This window comes from Streptomyces sp. NPDC051286 (assembly GCF_044455345.1).
In the GTDB taxonomy this organism is placed as follows: Bacteria; Actinomycetota; Actinomycetes; order Streptomycetales; family Streptomycetaceae; genus Streptomyces.
The window spans coordinates 160,486-178,139 of the sequence record NZ_JBITER010000010.1; the positions used below are offsets into that span (position 1 = coordinate 160,486).

The window sequence follows — 17,654 nt, forward strand, 5'->3', positions numbered from 1 at the left end:
CGGGAACTCCTCTGTGCAGGGCGAGGTGGTGGGGTGGCCCGGCGCGCGCTGACGGGCGCGCCAGGCCGGATGGCGCGGGAGGCCGCGATGCGGCCGATCCCGTTACACGTATGACCCATGTATTCGGAGGCAGAGTTACTGGTTCCCAGGTCTGTGAACGGCTAGAATTCCGGATTGCTGGATTTGGGCGGAGCTGGAGAGGCGGGGGATCGTGCTTGATGGGCTGCACGGATGGGAGATGGATATCCTGGTCTTTGGAATTCCCGTACTGGCCGGGGCACTTCTATTTATCTGGCGCGATGGGAATCTTCGTCGCAGAGGTGTCGTTATTCGCGCTGCGTGTGTAAATAAGGCCTTTGATGGAAAAGGTCTGGTCACTTTACGCTTGGAGTACGAAGTTGAAGGCCTGCGCTATTACTGCAACAGCATGCCGTATAAATTTCCTCCGGTTGGTGTCGGTCAGCGGTTGGATGTGATCTATGACTCCAAAAATCCCGGCTACTCGGAGGTGGTGGAACAGCGGGGCCGCGGCACAGTTCCCTGGATCGTCGGAGGTATCGCGTTCATATTTCTCCTGCTGGCAGGTATTTCTTACTTCTGACCTCGGGGGTCTAGGTAAAGAAGCGAGTCATTTCGCCATGGCTCGGCAGCCTGGACTCGGCAGGCTCCGTCTCGTTCTTCACCAACCACCACCCGGCTCTCGACGACGAGGAGATCGAGGGACGGGGCGTGGCTCGAATGGAGCGGCAGAAGCTTCATACCCGCAGACCGGCGGCCGACATCGGCTTCGTGCTGGAACTGCATCCGCTCACGCGGCCCACCGGAGGCCATCAGGTATGCAAAAAACAGCTCCGCCACATCCTCGATGTCGCTCAGCTGCGGAACGTACAGATTCAGGTGATGGCGCCGGACCGGACGACCCACGCGGGGCTCAACGGCCCGTTCGTTCTGCTGGAGACAGCTGAACGGAACCGCCTCGCCTACGTGCGGACGGTGGCGGACGTGCAGCGCATGCTGAGGCTGTTGCCGGATGTGCCCGTGGACCCCGTCGAGCTGGAATCCTTGCTGCCGTTGTTGCTACGTCCTGGCGTTGATCGGGGTGGTCTGGGCGTTCGGCGCGTGGCGGCGCTACCGGAAGCTGCGTGCGGGGGTGCAGCTGAGCGTGCGGTCGCTGGTGCGGCGGATGTTCTGGGCGCGGCTGGTGCTCGTGCAGGCGGTGCTGGGGACGCTCTGCGCGATGGCGATCGCGGCATTGCTGTGGACGGACCGGGGCGTTGCAGGTGGTCTTCTGGGTGGGGCTCGCACCGACGCTGCTGACGATCTGGTTCGACCGGCCGCGCACACGGCAGGCGCCCCAGTCCCGGCAAGCTCTGCCCCGTCGCACTGCCCGGCACACCCGCTCGCCGCGTTGGCCACAAGCCCTGGTAGCTCCTTCCCCGAGCTCTCAGCTTCGTTCGAGCAGGGGAGACCCCATCCAAGGGCTTCCGGTTGCCGGGCCAGGTATCCGTCTCACTCACCCATGCGGGGCCGGCGAGGACCCTTCCGTGGCGGCCAGGGTGCGGGTCAGCACGCGAGTGGTGCTGCCGTCGTCCTCGCTGATGTCCCGGACGTGCTCAAAGCCGATCCTGCCCAGCAACGTCAGCGAGGCACTGTTCGCTGCAGCCACAGTGGCGTGCACCTCGGTCAGCCCGAGAGTGCCGAAGCCATAGGCGACGACAGCCTCGGCCAACTCCGTCCCCAGGCCCGATCCCCACACCGCTGGGACCAGCGCGTAGACGATCTCGTGGCCCCCGACCACATCGGTCGGCTTGATCTCGGCATGCCCGATCAACAGACCGTCACTGCGAACGGCCCAGACATCGAACAGGTTCTGGGCATAGACCTTCGTGAAAATCCGCCCGAACAGGGCCCGATCCGCTGCCTCGGGAGCCAGGCCGTCACCCATCCACTGCGACACCCTCACATCCTGGAACAAGGCAATGAAGCCCTCTTCGTCCTCCGGAACGTAGGGGTCCAAGAGCAGTCGCTCGGTGCACAGAGTCGGGGTCATGAACGGCGACGCTAACCACCGGACACCGTGCCCGCAAACCACTTTCACCAGCATGAACGCGGCCTGGACAACCCGCACCGCTACAGCACCTGAAGTCGCCGCCCGCGGCGAAAAACCGGCCGGGGCAGCGATTAGCAGGCCGGGCCCCCAGCCCGAAGGTCGGCAGGTGAGCCACTCCTGAGGAACGCACCCGGGGCCGTACTTGGTGCTTTGCTCAGCTTCCGACTGCTGGAGCAGCGCCGTCGGCCTCCCTCCGTAAGGTGAAGGCGTCAGGTACGCGCATCTCGCGCCATCCGTGCCGGAGGATTCCGTGACCTTCACCGCTCGTCTCGTCTCCACCGTCGCTGCTCCGCTGGACCCCGCGTCGACGGACGCCCCACAGGTGCTGCACTGGCCCGGGCGCAGACTGCTGGTGCAGCGCGGGGACACCGAGTTGGCCGTCCGCGACCTGGACGGGGAGGGAACGGAGGTCCGCTTCCCCGCGCCCTGGCCTCGCCGGTACGGCTCGGTGACAGTCTCCCCCACCGGCGATGTCGCCGTGTTCGCTGGCGTGCACGCATTGCGAGCCGTGGATACGACCGGCGCCGTGCGGTGGGAGCTCCGGCACGGTTGCTGGTCCTCTGCCGAGTGCACCCAGGCCCATGCCTCGTTCTCCGAATACGCCGACGACCACCACCACCACGCCCACGCGGACAGCGGCTCGGCGGCATTCTCCTCGGACGGCAAGCTCCTCTGGGCCCACATCCGCACCTATGTGGAGGGCGACATCGAGGAGGAATGGCTGATCCTCGACCCCGTCGACGGCACGGTACTGACCCGGGCCGCGACGATGACCGTGGGATCGGGCTCCCTCCACTTCCCCCACCCGAACCCGGCATACATGGGGCTGACCGTCGCCGAGGGCGAGGAGGACTCGCCCGTGCTGTGGGGACACTGGGACGGTGCGAAGCTCACTGTCCAGCGGTTCGTCGAGGAGGTCCTCCTCGCCGTGAGCCCGACCGGAGAGCACTTCCTGACCACCGATCCTGGGCAGTGGGCCCTCTACCTGCACCGGGCGGAGGACGGCATGGAACTGCGGCATCTGAACGCCGAGGAAGCCGTTCCCCCTCCCTCAGGCAAGGGCGACGACCGAGTTTGTTGGGACTACGAGGCGGCGTTCCCGTACGACGACACCGCCGTGGTCGGCACCGAGCACTACGCGCAGGTCCCCCGCCACTGGCTCGTCGACGTGCGCGGGATGATCCTGCGTGGCGAGATCGCCTACCCCTTCCCCGTCTCCGGATCTCCCCGATCGGCGGGAGACGGCACCTGGTACACAGTCTCCGCAGACCGTACGTCCCTGCACCTGTGGCACCCGCAGGGCGCGCGCTGAGGAGGCCGCGCGCCAACAGCGGGCCCCGAACGCAAGAGCGCGTCGTACGACGCGGTCAGCGGGCGAGCCGGCCGAGGAGCGAACCGGCGGCGGCGATGCCGACGCACGCGGCGAGAGCGAGTACCGCGACATCGAGGCCGAGGTGGGCCGGCGTGCCGATGAGCAGTCCGCGCAGGGCGTCGACCTCGTAACTCAGCGGATTCGCCTTGCTGATCGCCTGGAGCCAGCCGGGCATCAGCGCGACCGGGTAGAGCGCGTTGGAGGCGAAGAACAGCGGCATGGTGATGGCCTGACCGATCCCCATCAGCCGGTCGCGGGTGAGGACGATCCCGGCGATCGACATCGACAGGCAGGAGAAGAACGCCGACGCGAGAACGACCACCACGACCACGCCCAGCAGCCGCAGCGGATTCCAGGTCATGCCGACGCCGAGCGCCGCGGCGATCACGATGACGACCGCCGCCTGGATCACGGCTTTCACGCCGGCGGCGAAGGCCTTTCCGGCCACCAGGGCGGTCCTGGGCGTCGGCGTGACCATGAGTTTGGTGAGGACGCCGGAGTCCCGCTCCCAGATGATCATGATGCCGTAGAAGATCGCGATGAACATGGCGGACTGGGCGATGATCCCGGGCGCCAGGAAGTCGAGATACGGGACGCCGCCGGTGGGGATGGCGTGGATACGGGAGAACGTCTGGCCGAAGATCAGCAGCCAGAGTGCGGGCTGGACGGCGCGGGTGTAGATCTCGGTGCGGTCGTGGCGCAGCTTCTGCAGTTCGACGGCGCACATCGCCGCGACCCGCGCGGGGACGACGCGCCAGCCCGTGCGGGCGGGCGGCGGCTCCAGCAGGAGGGCGAAGCGGCCGTCGGGCGAGCCGGGTTCAGCCGCGGCGCGATGCGGTGCGACGGGTACGGAGGACATCGTTGAAGGCTCCCTTCTCCCCGGGAGAACCGGGGTCGTCCAGGCCGCTTCCGGAGTGGTACCGGAAGACGTCCTCCAAGGTCGGTGGTGGCAGAGCCGTATCGCCGGACTCCTCGCGGTGCGCGACCAGTTCGCTCTTGAGCTCGGCGGGCGTGCCGAGCGCGCGCAGGCTGCCCAGATGCATCAGGGCGAGCCGGTCGCAGCGCTGGTCCGCCTCTTCCATGGAGTGGGTGGTGACCAGCACCGTCATCCCGGTGCCGACGCGGATTTCGTTGATGCGGTCCCAGACACTGTCGCGGGCGATCGGGTCCAGACCGATGGTCGGCTCGTCCAGGATCATCAGGCGGGGTGCGCTGACCAGTGCCTGAGCGAGTTCGAGGCGGCGCACCATGCCACCGGAGTACGTGGCCGCGAGCCGGTGCGCCTCGGGACCCAGCCCGACCGCGTCCAGCGCCTGCCCGACACGGGCCGCGCGCTGCCGGCGGGGCACGTCGAAGACGCGGGCGAAGAGGGCGACGTTCTCCCGGCCGGTAAGACTGGCGTCGGCCGACAGCTGCTGCGGTACGTAACCGAGCAGGCGCCGTACGGCCATCTTCTGCCGGGCCGCGTCGTGGCCGAACACATCGATGACGCCGGGGGGTACGGGCAGCAGCGTCGTGATCGCCCGCAGGGTGGTGGTCTTGCCCGCACCGTTGGGCCCGAGGAGTCCGAAGACCTCGCCGGGGCGGACGAGCAGGTCCAGGCCGTCGACGGCTTTCGAGGTGCCGAAGGAGTAGGTCAGACCGGTGCAGCGGAGGGCGGGAGTCATAGGGTCTCCTCTCCTTCGCGCAGTGACTCGGCGAGTCTGCGCAGTGACGGGAGCGCGGCGGTCAGCGCGGCCCGGTCGGCGGCGTCGAGTTTTGCCACGTGTTCGCGGAAGAGCGCGTCGCGCCGGGCCCGCCAGTCGCGCAGCCGGCCGACGCCCGCCGGGGTCGGGTGGAGGAGCGCGGCCCGCCCGTCGCCGGGGTCCGGCTCTCGCCGCAACAGGCCTTCCGCAACCAGATGGTTGACCAGGGTGGAGACGGAGTTGGGCGCGAGGCAGAGTTCGCGCGCGGCCGCCGAGACCCGGATTCCGGGCCGGGCGGCAACCAGCCGCAGCAGTTCCGCGTGCGCTCCGCGCAGCCGAGGCGTGGGCAGACCGCCCCACAGCCGCCGCCGCGCGAGCCGCTGGATGCGGAGCAGAAGTCCGGCGAGTTCATCGGGGAGATCACTCGCCACCACCTGCCCATTTTACCTCTGTTTGCGACGTATTAGGTGGCAAAGCACCGGCGAAGGGGGCCACCGACACAGCGGTGCGTCAACGGGCCGGGGCGCGGCCGCGCCCCGGCGGCATGGGTTCACGCTAGCGCCCCTCCCGCCGTCACCGTTCACCCCTCCGGGAACCGCTCCCCGCACCGGCTGCAGAACACCGGCGCCGGGTCCGGCGAGAGCCGGCCGCACTCCGGGCAGACCCGGTCCAGCATGCAGGGCGCCTCGCCGCCTTCGTGCGCCACCGACGCGTGGACCGACGGCTTGATGGTCAGACCCGGGCGACGGCGGTGGACGGTCAGGTACGCGAGCCCGTCCGGGCCCGCCGCGACGGCGCGGCGCGAGGTGCGGGGAAGCCAGACGGCCGTGGTGGGGGTCAGCTCCAGCGCCTGCGCGCCTGTGCCCGTGCCTGCGAGGACACGACCGTCGCCCGCGAGGACGACGAGGAGGACGTCGAGGATGTCCTCCTGATGCTCGCCGACCTCGGCGCCGGGCGGCAGACGCACCAGATTGGCGTCCAACTCACGCCCTTGTTCGGATAGTTGCCAGAGGGCGCCACGCTCCTCCGGGCCCGCTCCGGTGAGCAGTTCGTCGAGCACGGCCAGGATCCGGGCGGTGGAATTCACGGCAGCCAGGCTACGCCCCGCCGTAGTCCGGCCCCTTTGCCGCGGACCGGGGGGCGCCGCCATGGGCCGTGAACTCGGATCCGAGCCGCGGCCCGCCGTGCACGCAGATGCAGCGGAACGCGGGCGCGATGTTCATTTATGAGCGCCAGAAGCATTTTGCAATCATCTATTGACATGCATATGTAACGCGCGTCACAGTCGTCCCGCCAGTGATCCCGACCACGTCGAATCTGGAGTCCTTCATGTCTGAAGTCCCCGCAGTCTCGCGGCGATCGGTTCTCGGAGGGGCGGTGGCCACGGGCGCGATCGCCGTCGGCTTCGGAGCCGCCGGGTCCGCCCCCGCGCTCGCCGCGCCGGGCGCTTCCGGTGCGGTCACGGCCTCCGAGCCGCGCCGCATCGCCGGCCAGACCTCCATGATCAACGTGCCGTACAAGGTGCACCAGACCGTCCGGGTCGCCGTCATCGGCCTCGGCAACCGCGGCAACGGCATGACCACGGGCTGGTCCGCCGTGCCCGGCTGCCAGGTCACCGCCGTCTGCGACATCCGCCCGGACCGCGCCAAGCGCGTCGCTGACAACCTGGTCAAGGCGGGCAAGCCGCGCCCCGCCGAGTTCGGCGGCTCCGCCGACTCGTACGCCGAGATGCTCAAGCGGGACGACATCGACCTCGTCTACATCGCCACGCCCTGGGAGTTCCACTACCCGCAGGGCAAGGCCGCGCTGCTGGCCGGCAAGCACGTCATCGTCGAACTCCCCATCGCCACCCAGCTCGAGGAGCTGTGGGACCTGGTCGACACCTGCGAGCAGACCCGACGGCACCTGATGCTCGCCGAGAACTGCTCGTACGGCCGCAACGAGCTGGCCATGCTCAAGATGGCGCACGAAGGCGTGTTCGGCGACGTCACGAACGGCCACGGCGGTTACCTGCACGACCTGCGCGCCCTGCTGTTCTCCGACACGTACTACACGGACTCCTGGCGCCGCCTGTGGCACACCCGCAGCACCGCCTCCTTCTACTCGATGCACGGTCTCGCCCCGATCGCCGCGGCGATGGACATCAACCGCGGCGACCGGATGACCACGCTGCGCGCCACCGCGACCGCCCCGAAGGGCCTGGCCGACTACCGCGAGCGCTTCGTCCCCAAGGGCCACCCCTCGTGGAAGGAGACCTACATCAACGGCGACCTCGTCACCTGCATGATCGAGACCGCCAACGGCCGGACGATCCGCGCCGAGCACAATGTGAGCGAGCCCCGCCCGTACAGCCGGATCAACAGCCTCGCCGGCAGCCGCGGCCTCTTCGAGGACTACGCCGGAGACTCCTCCACCGGTGCTCGGATCTACTTCGAGCCCGACCACGGCGACGACGCCTGGCGGGACTTCGAGTCGTACCGCAAGGAGTTCGACCACTGGCTCTGGAAGAAGATCGGCGACGACGCCGCGAACAACGGCGGCCACGGTGGCATGGACTACGTCATGCAGTGGCGCACCGTGCAGCTGATGCGGGCCGGCCTCGTGCCCGACATCGACGTGTACGACTCGGCGGCCTGGTGCGCGTCGGTGCCGCTGAGCGTCATGTCCCTGGAGAAGGACGGCAAGCCCGTAGCAATCCCGGACTTCACCCGGGGCGCGTGGGTGAACCTCCGTCTCGGCCTCGACTCGCGCATGATCGAGATGCCGCCCGTGTGACTCCGGCCCACGTCCAGCCCTGCCCCCTGAACCCTGGCCGAGCACTGCCCGAACCGTAAGAGAAGGAGCGAGCATTCATGTCCGTACATGTGACCGCAGCCCGAAGAGCCGCGGCGGCCCTGGCGGTGGCGGCGGCGGCGTTCACCTCCACCCCCGCGAGCGCCGCGCCGCAGGCCGCGGCCGCGTCCGAGACGCGCACCCAGGTGACGATCGCCCCCATCGACCTGAACGGCCCTGCCATCTCGGAGGTGAAGGTCACCGTCACCAACGCGGGACCCGAGCGCCTGAGCCGGCTCAATGTCACCTTCAACGGCCCCGCCGGCTGGGCCGTGCAGCCCGCGGCGGTCAGCGTCGACGGAACGTACAGGCCAGGTGCCACGGCCACGGCGGAGTTCCGGATCCAGGTGCCCGAACAGCGCACGGGGTTCGTCATGCGCACGTTCACGGCCACCGCCACCTACAAGGGAGGCGACGGCCAGGGCACCGCCACCGGCACGCGGGTCGAACGCTCCGGCACCGCGCTGGCCCGCCTCTCCGACGCGTACAACAAGGTCGCCATCACCAACGAGAACGACACCAAGGCTGGCAACTACGACGGCGAGGGCAACAGCTTCTCCGCGCAGAAGCTCGCCGCGGTCGGGCTGACGCCCGGAGCGTCCGTCAGCGCCCTCGGCGCCCAGCTGACCTGGCCTGCCGCGGCCCCCGGCACCAAGAACAGCGTGTCGAGCACCGGACAGGCCGTGAAGCTCGCCGGCAAGGGCAGCAAGCTGGTCTTCCTCGGCTCCGGCGTCGGCTACGGGGCCGCCGGCACGGCGACGGTGATCTACGCGGACGGGTCGAGCACCACCGGGTCGATCGGCTTCCCCAACTGGTCGTTCCAGGAGGACACGGCACACGGCGCGACGCTTGTGAAGTCATCGGACGGCCGCAACCGTCCAGATGGGTACGGCAACGCGGGCATCGCCTACCGGGTCTTCGCCCACTCCATCGCCCTGGACCCGGCCAAGCAGGTCGAACTCGTGGTGCTCCCGGCCAATGCCAGCATCCACCTCTTCGACATCGCGTTGGCTCCGTAACACGCCCCGGACACCACGTGCGTCGGCCGGCGGAGGACACATCCTCCGCCGGTCGGCGCCCACGGCGGTGTCGAGCAATGGGAGCAGACTGCTCCCGGACCACCCCGCTCTTCGCTCATTAATCTCAGAGCATGATGAGCAGACGGGTCTTCGGCTTGAGCTTCCTATTCACCGAACGACTCTGTACGTATACCTCCAGCTTGGGGTTGTTCCCCGCCTTCACGGAAACGGTCCCCTGGACATCCGTACCGAACAAAAGGCTGCGTGCCGCGTCGCCGGTATAGGCGCGGTCGGTGTCTTTCTCGACCACGATGACTTCCTTGTTCTGCTGAACCTGAGCCCGAGCGCCCAGCTGGTAGTAACACGAACCACGTTCATACGTCACGCCCGGGTGCGAGTTGACGAAGGGGCGAATCTCGACCTCCTTGTCGACTTTCAGGAGCCGGTACTTGTCAGCCGGAATCGGTTCGAGGTTCGCCCGCACCTCGTCAACCGATATGTCCTGACCGACGGCGAACAGGTTCTTCGTGCCGCGGACCCCCTGCTCTCGCCCGCGGAGAAAGCTGGTGGCGGCAGCGCGCACGGTGCCGATCGCCTCCTCGACGCCCTTCTGGGAGTCCGCATCCCAGATGGCGATGTTCCCGGCCGGGAAACCGTAGTTCTGGGCGGTGCGCTTGGCCAGGGAGTTCGGAACGAGGATCGCGGAAGTCCAATGGCCCGGAAGCCCGCCCATCTTCGCCGTGATCTTGTCGAGCCAGGGGCCAAGGATGGCCATGTCGCCGTCGTGCCGCCTGTCGCCACCGGAGGCGTTCTCCTCACCGTCCGTCACGACGATCTGGAGGAAACTGTGCTCGCCGTATTCCTCCCAAATATGGCCCAGGTCGTCCAGGGACTTCAGAGAAGCCTCGATGAGGGCCGTAGCGCCATTGTTGACCTGGTACAGCCCCCGCATGGACGGGAGATGCTTCACGTCCATGTCCCAGACCAGGTTCTCCACCTTGTGGTCGAAGGAGTAGAGACTGATCCGAGTCTCGTGCCCCAGGCTGTCCGACTCGGCCTTCAACCCCGCCACAAACTCGTCCACAACTCGAATGAGTTGGCTCTGGTGCGGACGCATTGAACCCGAACAGTCCACTACCAGCGCGACGTGATTCACCTTGTGCTGGATCTTGTTTGCGGACATGCCTGTGCTCCCCCTCCGAAGCTCCCCGAGTGATGTCTTCACTTTATGGGGAGGCACTGACAACGGCGTTTGACGCCCAATCACCGGCCTGCACCCAGGTCCTGCCCTGTCGATCTTCGTGGATCAGCCCGGGGCGCCTGACGCGGCGCGTCGCAAGGCGGAGGATCGTCCGCGTACTGGACGTACGGGGGCGACTCGTGCCTCCACCCCAGAACCGCCGTCCGCTGGTCAGGGTTCGCCAAGACCTCCTGGGCCGACTACCTCGCCGCCAGAGCCCACGGCATGCGGAAGCATCCGGGCAAGGACGTCCAGGACGGAGTCGCCCGTCTCCTTTCAAGCAGAAACACGCAGGACAACTGCCACCGACTCCGAGACCATCAGTCAATGACCACAGAACCGCATCTGCTGTCCCTCCGCATCGTCGTGCCACCGCTGGGAAGTCGACACGGCGCCGTGGAATGCCGGCCGATCATCAACGGACGGGACATCCTGGCCGACGTGTTCGATGAGGGCCCGGCATATGACCCTGAGTATCTGTTGGGGCCGGATGCGTCGCTTCACGCGACAGACATCCCCCGGGAGGTTCGCCTTGCCGTGGCCGAGTGCACGGAAGGATGCTGTGGCGCTGTCTACGTGACCATCAGACGCGAAGGGCACCACGTGATCTGGAGCGGCTGGCGCAACCCGGATCAAGACGATGTCGATCTCCCAGAGTTTCGATTCGACGTCAACCAGTACGAAGCGGAGGTCCGCCGGGCTTCGACGGACCACAGCTGGGAGTGGCCGGCCCGAACAGTCGCCAGGCTTCTGGACGAAAGGCTCCGGGAGCATGTCAGCCGGCTGACGACCTGGGAATGCGAACTTGGAGCCGTCTCAGCCTGGCACTGGGAACCTGACCAGATCAACGTCTTCCTGTTCCATCCCTGCCATCCCGCGATCACGGAAGACCGCCCCTGGCTTCAGTTCAGAATGACCCTTCCGATCTCCGGAGACGACCCGGCTGACCAAGTAGAGCGCCTTGAGGCGCGCCTGACGGCCGAGGACCCCCGCGAGGTTGCCGAAGTTTGCGGCGGTTCGGCAGAGTTCGCTGATCAGCTCGGCTACCCCTGGCCGGACCCCCGACGACGCGCATGAAGCGCGGTTGAGGCGAGGAATACGACACGCCAGGAACAAGACCGGTCGGCATATGTGAGGCGGCCGGGTTCGGCGGGAAGGTCGTGGCCGGCACCCCGCGCGACTCGCTTTACGTGCTGGACGTGCTCTACGAGCGCGACGGCGGCAAGCGCCCGAAGATGATCGTCACGGATACCGCGTCGTACCCCGACATCGTGTTCGGGCGCTTGCCGCGGGACGGTGACCCCCCGTGTGGCGAACAGCACCAGTCGACTCGCGAAGCTGCCACGTTCGCGGCCACTCAGTCGAGACAGAACTCGTTGCCCTCGATGTCCTGCATCACGATGCACGACTCATTGACGCCATCGGCACGCAGTAGCCGCACCCGCACCGCGCCGAGCGCGACCAGTCGTGCGCACTCGGCCTCGAGTGTGGCGAGGCGCTCCTCACCCACGAGCCCGGTGCCGACCCGCACGTCAAGATGCAACCGATTCTTGACGACCTTGCCTTCGGGAACGCGCTGGAAGTACATACGCGGGCCCACGCCTGAGGGATCCATGCAGACAAACGCTGAACCCTGACGCTCAGGCGGCAGCGAGCGATTGAAATCGTCCCAACCGGCAAACCCCTCCGGCGGCGGCGGTACGACGTACCCCAACACCTCGCACCAGAAACGAGCGACGCGCTCAGGTTCTGCGCAGTCGAAGGTGACTTGGAACTGCTTGATCGACGTCATCGGTCCATCGTAGAGGCGAGGTTCTTCGTCGTCTCCACGGGACCGTCCACGGCACCATGTTGTGGCGCATGCGGCCGAACTCCTGGCGAGGAGTTGGACCTTGAGCCGCGGGATGGCGATCCTGAAGTGTCCCCACTGGGGGAGGTCCTGGCGGACTTCGGGAACGTCGCATGCGCGCAGGTGAGTTGTAGCCACGCCCCAGTTTGGCGAAGCTGGTACGCCGCCCCGGTTGCCCGGGGGAACGGTTTACGGGCCGCCCTGCAGTTGATCTCGACCGCGGGCGGGGACACGACGAAGGCCGCGCGAGCTATCCAGGGTGAAGCTCAGTCAAGCCCGCGCGGCCATGTGCCGGCTCAGTCGCGAGGCGGACCGTTAGTGCCGGTTTCGTTCCGATGTTCCTCAAGCCGCGTCAACCATGCTCCTCAGTAGGCGCTTTGGTCGTGCGGCAGGCAGCCGACGCGGGCTGCCTCCTTCTCGCGGACGCGACGCGCCTTCGCGGTGATGCGCTCCAACCCATTGCGTTCAATACCCCTCGGGGGTATGTTTCTGGCGTTCACGGATACCCCCCTGGAGTATTTGAGGTGAGTGAGATGTCCGCAATATCGCCGCAGCCGTCCCCGCGCAGATGGTGGGGGCTGGCGCTGATCGCCATGGCGCAGTTCATGGTGATCATGGATACGTCCATCATCGGAGTGGCCCTGCCCGAGATGCAGACTGATCTGGGGTTCACCCAGGGCAATCTGTCCTGGGTGTTCAACGCCTACGTCGTCGCGTTCGGCGGACTGCTGCTGCTGGGTGGCCGCCTGTCGGATCTCCTGGGCGCCAAGCGGGTATTCAGCGCCGGCTGGGCGGTGTTGGCCATCGGATCGCTGATGGCAGGGCTCGCGAACGAGGTGTGGATCGAGCTGGCCGGGCGCGCCGTACAGGGCGCCGGCTCGGCGCTGATCGCACCCTCCGCACTGACCTTGCTGATGATGCTGTTCGGATCCAGCCCGAAGGAGCTGACCAAGGCGTTCGCCCTCTACGGCGCGGCCGCGCCGGCCGGCGGCACGGCAGGCGTCTTCCTGGGCGGCGTCATCACCCAGTACACGAACTGGCCGTGGGTCTTCTACCTCAACATCCCCGTTGCCGTGCTCGCCCTGGTGGCGACTTCGGGCCTGATGCCCTCCGCCCCACCCGCGCGCGGTTCGATCGACATTCTCGGCGCGCTCACCGTCACCGCCGGCCTCGGCACCATCGTCTACGCGGTGGTCCGTGCCCCCGAGGTCGGCTGGGCAGCAGGCGAGACCTGGCTGATGATGACCACAGGAATCGCCCTGACCGGGCTGTTCGTCGCTCGTCAGGCCAAGAGCCGTGCGCCCTTGATGCGGCTGAGCATCCTGCGCACGCCCAACCTCGCGGGCGCCAACCTCGCGCAGCTGCTGCTGGCCGGGGCGTGGATCCCGATGTGGTTCTTCCTCAACCTCTACCTCCAGCAGGTTCTCGACTTGGGCGCCTTCGCCTCCGGAGCCGCCCTGCTGCCGATGACCGGCACGGTGATGCTGATGATGATTGTGTTCGCGCCCCGGTTCATGAACCGCTTCGGGCCACGCACGATGATCGTCTCCGGCATGGTGGCGCTCGCCGCCGGCATGCTGTGGCTGTCCTTCGTCCGCCCCGACGGCTCCTACGCGGTCGACGTGCTGCCCGCCTCACTGCTCGCCGCTGTCGGCATGTCGCTCGCCTTCATCCCCTCCCTCGGCACGGCCATCTCCAGCGCCCGCCCGGAAGAGGGCGGCCTGGCCTCCGGCATCGTCAACACCAGCTACCAGATCGGCTCCGCCCTCGGCCTGGCCGCGATGACCGCCATCGCCGCCTCCCAGGGTGCCGACCAGCTCGGCAACGCATCCGCCCTGACGGACGGATTCTCCGCAGCCTTCCTCGGTGCCTCCGCCATCGCCGCCGCCGGAGCCGCCCTCGCCCTCACAACGCTGCGCGCCAAGCAGCCGGCCGCGCAGCCCGAGCCGGAAACATCCCCCGTCGCCTGACCACCAGCCGCCGCTCTCACCGCACACGCGATCGGCCGCGAATCCTGCAGGGTTCGCGGCCGATTCACTGGCACACGCGCAGGTCCGCCTGGCACACCATTCCGGGGCGGCCCCGGCGGCGGTCCCTGCGGATCACGCAGCCGGAGCGGCACCAGGACCTTTTTCCCGGATCGGGCCGGGCTCCCCGATCGGGCTCGATCCTCAAGAAATGCCCTAGTCGCCGGGGGCGCGGAACGGGCTGTCGGACGGTCATGGAAAGCTGTGCGAACGCCGTGATCCAACGGCTGCTTGCCACCCCCCGAGCCACCCCCCGTGACACCCCGAGGGATACGACGTGAGATCGCACCGAAAAATTTGGACCACGGCTGCCGTCACGACGGCAGCCGTGGCAGGTTTCGTGGTGTTCCAGAACGTGACCGGCGACTCCGCAGACAACAGTGACAGCAAGGCCGGTCCGGTCAGGACCGACGTACGGAAGACGGCGCTGAAGGTGGCCGCGGACGGCAGTTCCGCGTCGCTCGGCCGACGGGACACCGCACCGTTCAGCATGCTGGGGGTCACCTGGACCGACCCGGCGGCGAAGGTGACGGGAGCGGTCGAGGTACGGACCAGGTCGGCCGCGAACGGCACCTGGACCTCCTGGACGCCGCTGGAGACCGACATCGACGGCCGTATGGAGGCGGGTCCCGGCGTCCGCGGGTCCACCGAACCGCGGTGGGTCGGCCCGTCCAACGGTGTCGAGGTACGCGTCACCGCGGGCGGCAAGGTCTCCGCGAAGCTGCCCGCCGGGCTGCGGCTGGACACCGTCGACCCCGGCAAGGACTCGTCGCTGCACGCGGCCCCGGCCGCCTTCGCCGCCGAGACCGACGCCCCCACCGACGCCCCGTCGCCGTCCGACTCCCCCGCGGCCGACCCGACGGCCGCCTCGGAACCGACCCCCACGGCCACGGAGTCCGACACCGCCCCGGCATCCGAGACGCCGTCCGCGACACCGTCCGCGACGGCAACGAACAGCCCCTCGCCCACGGCGAGCGCCAGCTCCTCGCCGACCGCGAGCACCTCGCCGTCCGCGTCGCTGCCGCCCGCGCCGCCGTCGACCGTGCCCAAGCCGCCCATCACCTCGCGTGCGGGCTGGGGTGCCGACGAGTCGATCAGCCCGGAGGCGCCGGAGTACAACCCCACGCTCAAGGCCGTCTTCGTCCACCACACCGCCGGGACCAACACCTACTCGTGCGCCGACTCCGCGGCCATCGTGCGCAGCGTGTACGCGTACCACGTCAAGAGCAACGGCTGGAAGGACATCGGCTACAACTTCCTGGTCGACAAGTGCGGGACGATCTTCGAGGGCCGCAAGGGCGGCGTGGACCGGCCGGTCCTCGGCTCACACACCTACGGCTTCAACCGTGAGTCGACCGGTATCTCCGTCCTCGGCAACTACACGACCACGGCCGCTCCGAGCGCGGTGACCACCTCGGTGGCCCGGATCGCCGCGTGGAAGCTCGGCCAGTACAAGGGCGACCCGGCGGGCAGCACCATGCTCACCGCGGGCGCCACCCAGTCCAACTACTTCAAGAAGGCCTTCACCGCCGGTACGCAGTACTCCTTCAAGCAGATCTCCGGCCACCGCGACGGCTACAACAGCGAGTGCCCCGGCAACATGCTGTACGGGCAGCTGCCCGCGATCCGCAGCCTCGCCGCGGGCCCCGTCACCGGACTGGCCATCAAGTCGGTGACCGGCGCCACGCTCTCCGGGACGTCGTACTACACCAAGTCCGCGATCACGGTCGGCTGGTCGGCGAGCACGCCGAGCGCCTTCATCTCCAAGTACGAGCTGCTGGTCGACGGCAAGAGCGTCGCCACCGCCGCGGGCACCGCCACTTCGGCGAAGGCCACCCTCGGCGTCGGCACGCACTCGGTCCAGGTCCGTGCCACCCACCAGTCGGGGAAGACGTCCCTGTCCGCTGCGGCGACCGTGGTCGCCGACCAGACGGCGCCGAGCTTCACCACCAAGCCGAGCCTCGAGCTGCGCACCGGCACGGTGAACACCACCGCCGTCCCGCTCACCCTGAAGTGGAAGGCGACCGACACCGCGTCGCTCAAGGAGGTCCGGCTGACCGCCCCGGTCGCCAAGACCTACGGCCCGACCACCACGAGCGCCTCGCACACCGCGAAGTCCGGCGTGGCGACCACCTGGTCCATGAGCGCGTACGACTTCGCGGGCAACACCGCGGCCGCCTCCGTCTCCGGCACCCCGGTCATCCTCCAGGAGACCTCGGCCACGAAGACCGGCACCTGGACGACCAAGTCCTCGTCCTCGTACCTGGGCGGCAAGTCGTACTCCAGCACTGCCAAGGGCGCGAGCCTGAGCTGGACGTTCACCGGCCGCTCGGCCGCCTGGGTGGTCTCGCGCGCCGCCACGTCCGGCCAGGCGTACGTGTATGTCGACGGTACGAAGGTGGCCACGGTCGACCTGAAGTCGTCCACCACCAAGTACCGCGACGCCCTGTGGACGAAGAGCTGGTCCACCAGCGCCAAGCACACCGTCAAGATCGTCGTCGTCGCCACCTCGGGCCGTCCGGCGGTCACCACGGACGGCCTCGTCTACCTCAAGTAGCCGCTGCGGTCCGCTGACGGACGTACCCGCATGACCTGAGCCCGGCTCTGCGCACCTGTGTCGCAGAGCCGGGCTCAGGCGTCCGGCCGGCCCCGTCGCCTACCAGGCGAAGGCCTCCGGCGACGGACCCGGGCCCGGGAAGATCTCGTCCAGGGACGCGAGCACCTCGTCCGACAGCTCGAGGTCCACCGCGCGCACCGCCGAGTCCAGCTGCTCCCGGGTGCGCGGGCCGGAGATCGGTCCGGTCACACCCGGGCGGGTCAGCAGCCAGGCCAGCCCCACCTCGCCGGGCTCCAGGCCGTGCTTGTCGAGCAGGTCCTCGTACGCCTGGATCTGCGCCCGCACCGTGGTGTTGGCGAGCGCGTCCGCCGACCGGCCGGACGTCGAACGTGCCGCGCCTCCCTCGCGCTCCTTGCGGATCACACCGCCGAGGAGTCCGCCGTGCAGCGGGGACCACGGGATGACACCGAGTCCGTACTCCTGCGCGGCCGGGATGACCTCCATCTCGGCGCGGCGCTCGGCGAGGTTGTAGAGGCACTGCTCGCTGACCAGCCCGTACGAACCGAGGCGCCTGGTGGTCTCGTTGGTCTGGGCGATCTTCCAGCCGGCGAAGTTGGACGAACCGGCGTAGAGGATCTTGCCCTGCTGGATCAGCACGTCGATGGCCTGCCAGATCTCCTCGACCGGGGTGGAGCGGTCGATGTGGTGGAACTGGTACAGGTCGATGTGGTCGGTCTGCAGGCGCTTGAGGCTGGCGTCGACGGCCCGCCGGATGTTGAGGGCGGAGAGCTTGTGGTGGTTGGGCCAGGCGTCGCCGTCCGCGGCCATGTTCCCGTACACCTTGGTGGCGAGAACGACCTTGTCGCGGCGGCCGCCACCCTGGGCGAACCAGGTGCCGATAATTTCCTCGGTACGGCCCTTGTTCTCGCCCCAGCCGTAGACATTGGCAGTACCCAAAGATTC

15 protein-coding genes and 2 pseudogenes are annotated in these 17,654 nt (G+C 68.2%); 9 read left to right on the plus strand and 8 right to left on the minus strand.

Annotated elements, in window-relative coordinates:
* The first annotated feature begins 211 nt into the window (after positions 1–211).
* Positions 212–601, plus strand: coding sequence for a DUF3592 domain-containing protein (locus tag ACIBB8_RS13405; RefSeq protein WP_398951495.1), 390 nt, complete (start codon positions 212–214; stop codon positions 599–601).
* A 50-nt stretch (positions 602–651) separates the two neighbouring features.
* A complete protein-coding gene (locus ACIBB8_RS13410; protein WP_398951594.1) occupies positions 652–1,317 on the plus strand; it encodes a Scr1 family TA system antitoxin-like transcriptional regulator in 666 nt (221 codons plus the stop codon).
* Between the two features lie 196 nt (positions 1,318–1,513).
* Here ACIBB8_RS13410 and ACIBB8_RS13415 read toward each other — a convergent pair whose 3' ends face one another.
* Positions 1,514–2,050 (minus strand): GNAT family N-acetyltransferase, encoded by a 537-nt coding sequence (locus ACIBB8_RS13415; protein WP_398951596.1) that lies wholly within the window; start codon positions 2,048–2,050, stop codon positions 1,514–1,516.
* Positions 2,051–2,360: 310 nt separating this feature from the next.
* Here ACIBB8_RS13415 and ACIBB8_RS13420 point away from each other — a divergent pair, with 310 nt between their 5' ends.
* On the plus strand, positions 2,361–3,422 hold the full coding sequence (locus ACIBB8_RS13420; protein WP_398951497.1) for a hypothetical protein: 1,062 nt from the start codon (positions 2,361–2,363) through the stop codon (positions 3,420–3,422).
* A gap of 55 nt (positions 3,423–3,477) precedes the next feature.
* Here the strand turns inward: ACIBB8_RS13420 and ACIBB8_RS13425 are convergent, their stop codons facing one another.
* The 4 genes from ACIBB8_RS13425 to ACIBB8_RS13440 all read right to left on the minus strand — a co-directional run bounded on the left by ACIBB8_RS13425 (position 3,478) and on the right by ACIBB8_RS13440 (position 6,254).
* Entirely contained in the window at positions 3,478–4,341 is an 864-nt protein-coding gene (locus tag ACIBB8_RS13425; protein WP_398951499.1) for an ABC transporter permease, read from the minus strand.
* Positions 4,301–5,149 carry an ABC transporter ATP-binding protein gene (locus ACIBB8_RS13430; RefSeq protein WP_398951501.1) on the minus strand — a complete coding sequence of 283 codons (849 nt, stop codon included), beginning with the start codon at positions 5,147–5,149 and terminating at the stop codon, positions 4,301–4,303. Before ACIBB8_RS13430 ends, ACIBB8_RS13425 begins: the two co-directional genes overlap by 41 nt.
* On the minus strand, positions 5,146–5,601 hold the full coding sequence (locus tag ACIBB8_RS13435; RefSeq protein ID WP_398951503.1) for a MarR family winged helix-turn-helix transcriptional regulator: 456 nt from the start codon (positions 5,599–5,601) through the stop codon (positions 5,146–5,148). The genes ACIBB8_RS13430 and ACIBB8_RS13435 overlap by 4 nt, the downstream gene beginning before the upstream one ends.
* A 146-nt stretch (positions 5,602–5,747) precedes the next feature.
* Positions 5,748–6,254, minus strand: coding sequence for a hypothetical protein (locus ACIBB8_RS13440; RefSeq protein ID WP_398951505.1), 507 nt, complete (start codon positions 6,252–6,254; stop codon positions 5,748–5,750).
* Positions 6,255–6,496: 242 nt separating this feature from the next.
* On the opposite strand from ACIBB8_RS13440, the gene ACIBB8_RS13445 reads away from it, so the two are divergent.
* Together ACIBB8_RS13445 and ACIBB8_RS13450 are read left to right on the plus strand one after the other, a co-directional pair.
* Complete coding sequence (locus tag ACIBB8_RS13445) at positions 6,497–7,942, plus strand: Gfo/Idh/MocA family protein (protein ID WP_398951507.1); 1,446 nt, start codon at positions 6,497–6,499, stop codon at positions 7,940–7,942.
* Between the two features lie 77 nt (positions 7,943–8,019).
* A complete protein-coding gene (locus tag ACIBB8_RS13450; protein ID WP_398951509.1) occupies positions 8,020–9,018 on the plus strand; it encodes an NEW3 domain-containing protein in 999 nt (332 codons plus the stop codon).
* 124 nt (positions 9,019–9,142) lie between these two features.
* Here the strand turns inward: ACIBB8_RS13450 and ACIBB8_RS13455 are convergent, their stop codons facing one another.
* Positions 9,143–10,201, minus strand: coding sequence for a VWA domain-containing protein (locus tag ACIBB8_RS13455; RefSeq protein WP_398951511.1), 1,059 nt, complete (start codon positions 10,199–10,201; stop codon positions 9,143–9,145).
* A 384-nt stretch (positions 10,202–10,585) separates the two neighbouring features.
* Between ACIBB8_RS13455 and ACIBB8_RS13460 the strand changes: the two genes are divergently transcribed.
* Entirely contained in the window at positions 10,586–11,335 is a 750-nt protein-coding gene (locus tag ACIBB8_RS13460; RefSeq protein WP_398951513.1) for a hypothetical protein, read from the plus strand.
* Between the two features lie 56 nt (positions 11,336–11,391).
* Positions 11,392–11,556, plus strand: a pseudogene (locus ACIBB8_RS13465) (Tn3 family transposase); the annotation flags it as partial.
* Positions 11,557–11,615: 59 nt separating this feature from the next.
* On the opposite strand, the gene ACIBB8_RS13470 reads toward ACIBB8_RS13465, so the two are convergent.
* Positions 11,616–12,050 carry a VOC family protein gene (locus ACIBB8_RS13470; RefSeq protein ID WP_398951515.1) on the minus strand — a complete coding sequence of 145 codons (435 nt, stop codon included), beginning with the start codon at positions 12,048–12,050 and terminating at the stop codon, positions 11,616–11,618.
* Positions 12,051–12,640: 590 nt separating this feature from the next.
* Between ACIBB8_RS13470 and ACIBB8_RS13475 the strand changes: the two genes are divergently transcribed.
* Together ACIBB8_RS13475 and ACIBB8_RS13480 are read left to right on the plus strand one after the other, a co-directional pair.
* The gene (locus ACIBB8_RS13475) at positions 12,641–14,077 is read left to right on the plus strand and encodes an MFS transporter (protein WP_398951517.1); all 1,437 of its coding nucleotides are present in this window, start codon (positions 12,641–12,643) and stop codon (positions 14,075–14,077) included.
* Positions 14,078–14,462: 385 nt separating this feature from the next.
* Positions 14,463–16,691: an N-acetylmuramoyl-L-alanine amidase gene (locus tag ACIBB8_RS13480; RefSeq protein ID WP_398951519.1), complete on the plus strand. Its 2,229-nt coding sequence runs from the start codon at positions 14,463–14,465 to the stop codon at positions 16,689–16,691.
* A 99-nt stretch (positions 16,692–16,790) separates the two neighbouring features.
* On the opposite strand, the pseudogene ACIBB8_RS13485 reads toward ACIBB8_RS13480, so the two are convergent.
* Positions 16,791–17,642 (minus strand): annotated as a pseudogene (locus ACIBB8_RS13485) (aldo/keto reductase); the annotation flags it as partial.
* Between the last annotated feature and the right edge of the window lie 12 nt (positions 17,643–17,654).

Coding starts and splice junctions, on each gene's coding strand:
- ACIBB8_RS13415 (WP_398951596.1), bottom strand. CDS start 2,050: ATGACCCCGACTCTGTGCACCGAGCGACTGCTCTTGGACCCCTACGTT.
- ACIBB8_RS13425 (WP_398951499.1), bottom strand. CDS start 4,341: ATGTCCTCCGTACCCGTCGCACCGCATCGCGCCGCGGCTGAACCCGGC.
- ACIBB8_RS13430 (WP_398951501.1), bottom strand. CDS start 5,149: ATGACTCCCGCCCTCCGCTGCACCGGTCTGACCTACTCCTTCGGCACC.
- ACIBB8_RS13445 (WP_398951507.1), top strand. CDS start 6,497: ATGTCTGAAGTCCCCGCAGTCTCGCGGCGATCGGTTCTCGGAGGGGCG.
- ACIBB8_RS13450 (WP_398951509.1), top strand. CDS start 8,020: ATGTCCGTACATGTGACCGCAGCCCGAAGAGCCGCGGCGGCCCTGGCG.
- ACIBB8_RS13455 (WP_398951511.1), bottom strand. CDS start 10,201: ATGTCCGCAAACAAGATCCAGCACAAGGTGAATCACGTCGCGCTGGTA.
- ACIBB8_RS13460 (WP_398951513.1), top strand. CDS start 10,586: ATGACCACAGAACCGCATCTGCTGTCCCTCCGCATCGTCGTGCCACCG.
- ACIBB8_RS13470 (WP_398951515.1), bottom strand. CDS start 12,050: ATGACGTCGATCAAGCAGTTCCAAGTCACCTTCGACTGCGCAGAACCT.
- ACIBB8_RS13475 (WP_398951517.1), top strand. CDS start 12,641: ATGTCCGCAATATCGCCGCAGCCGTCCCCGCGCAGATGGTGGGGGCTG.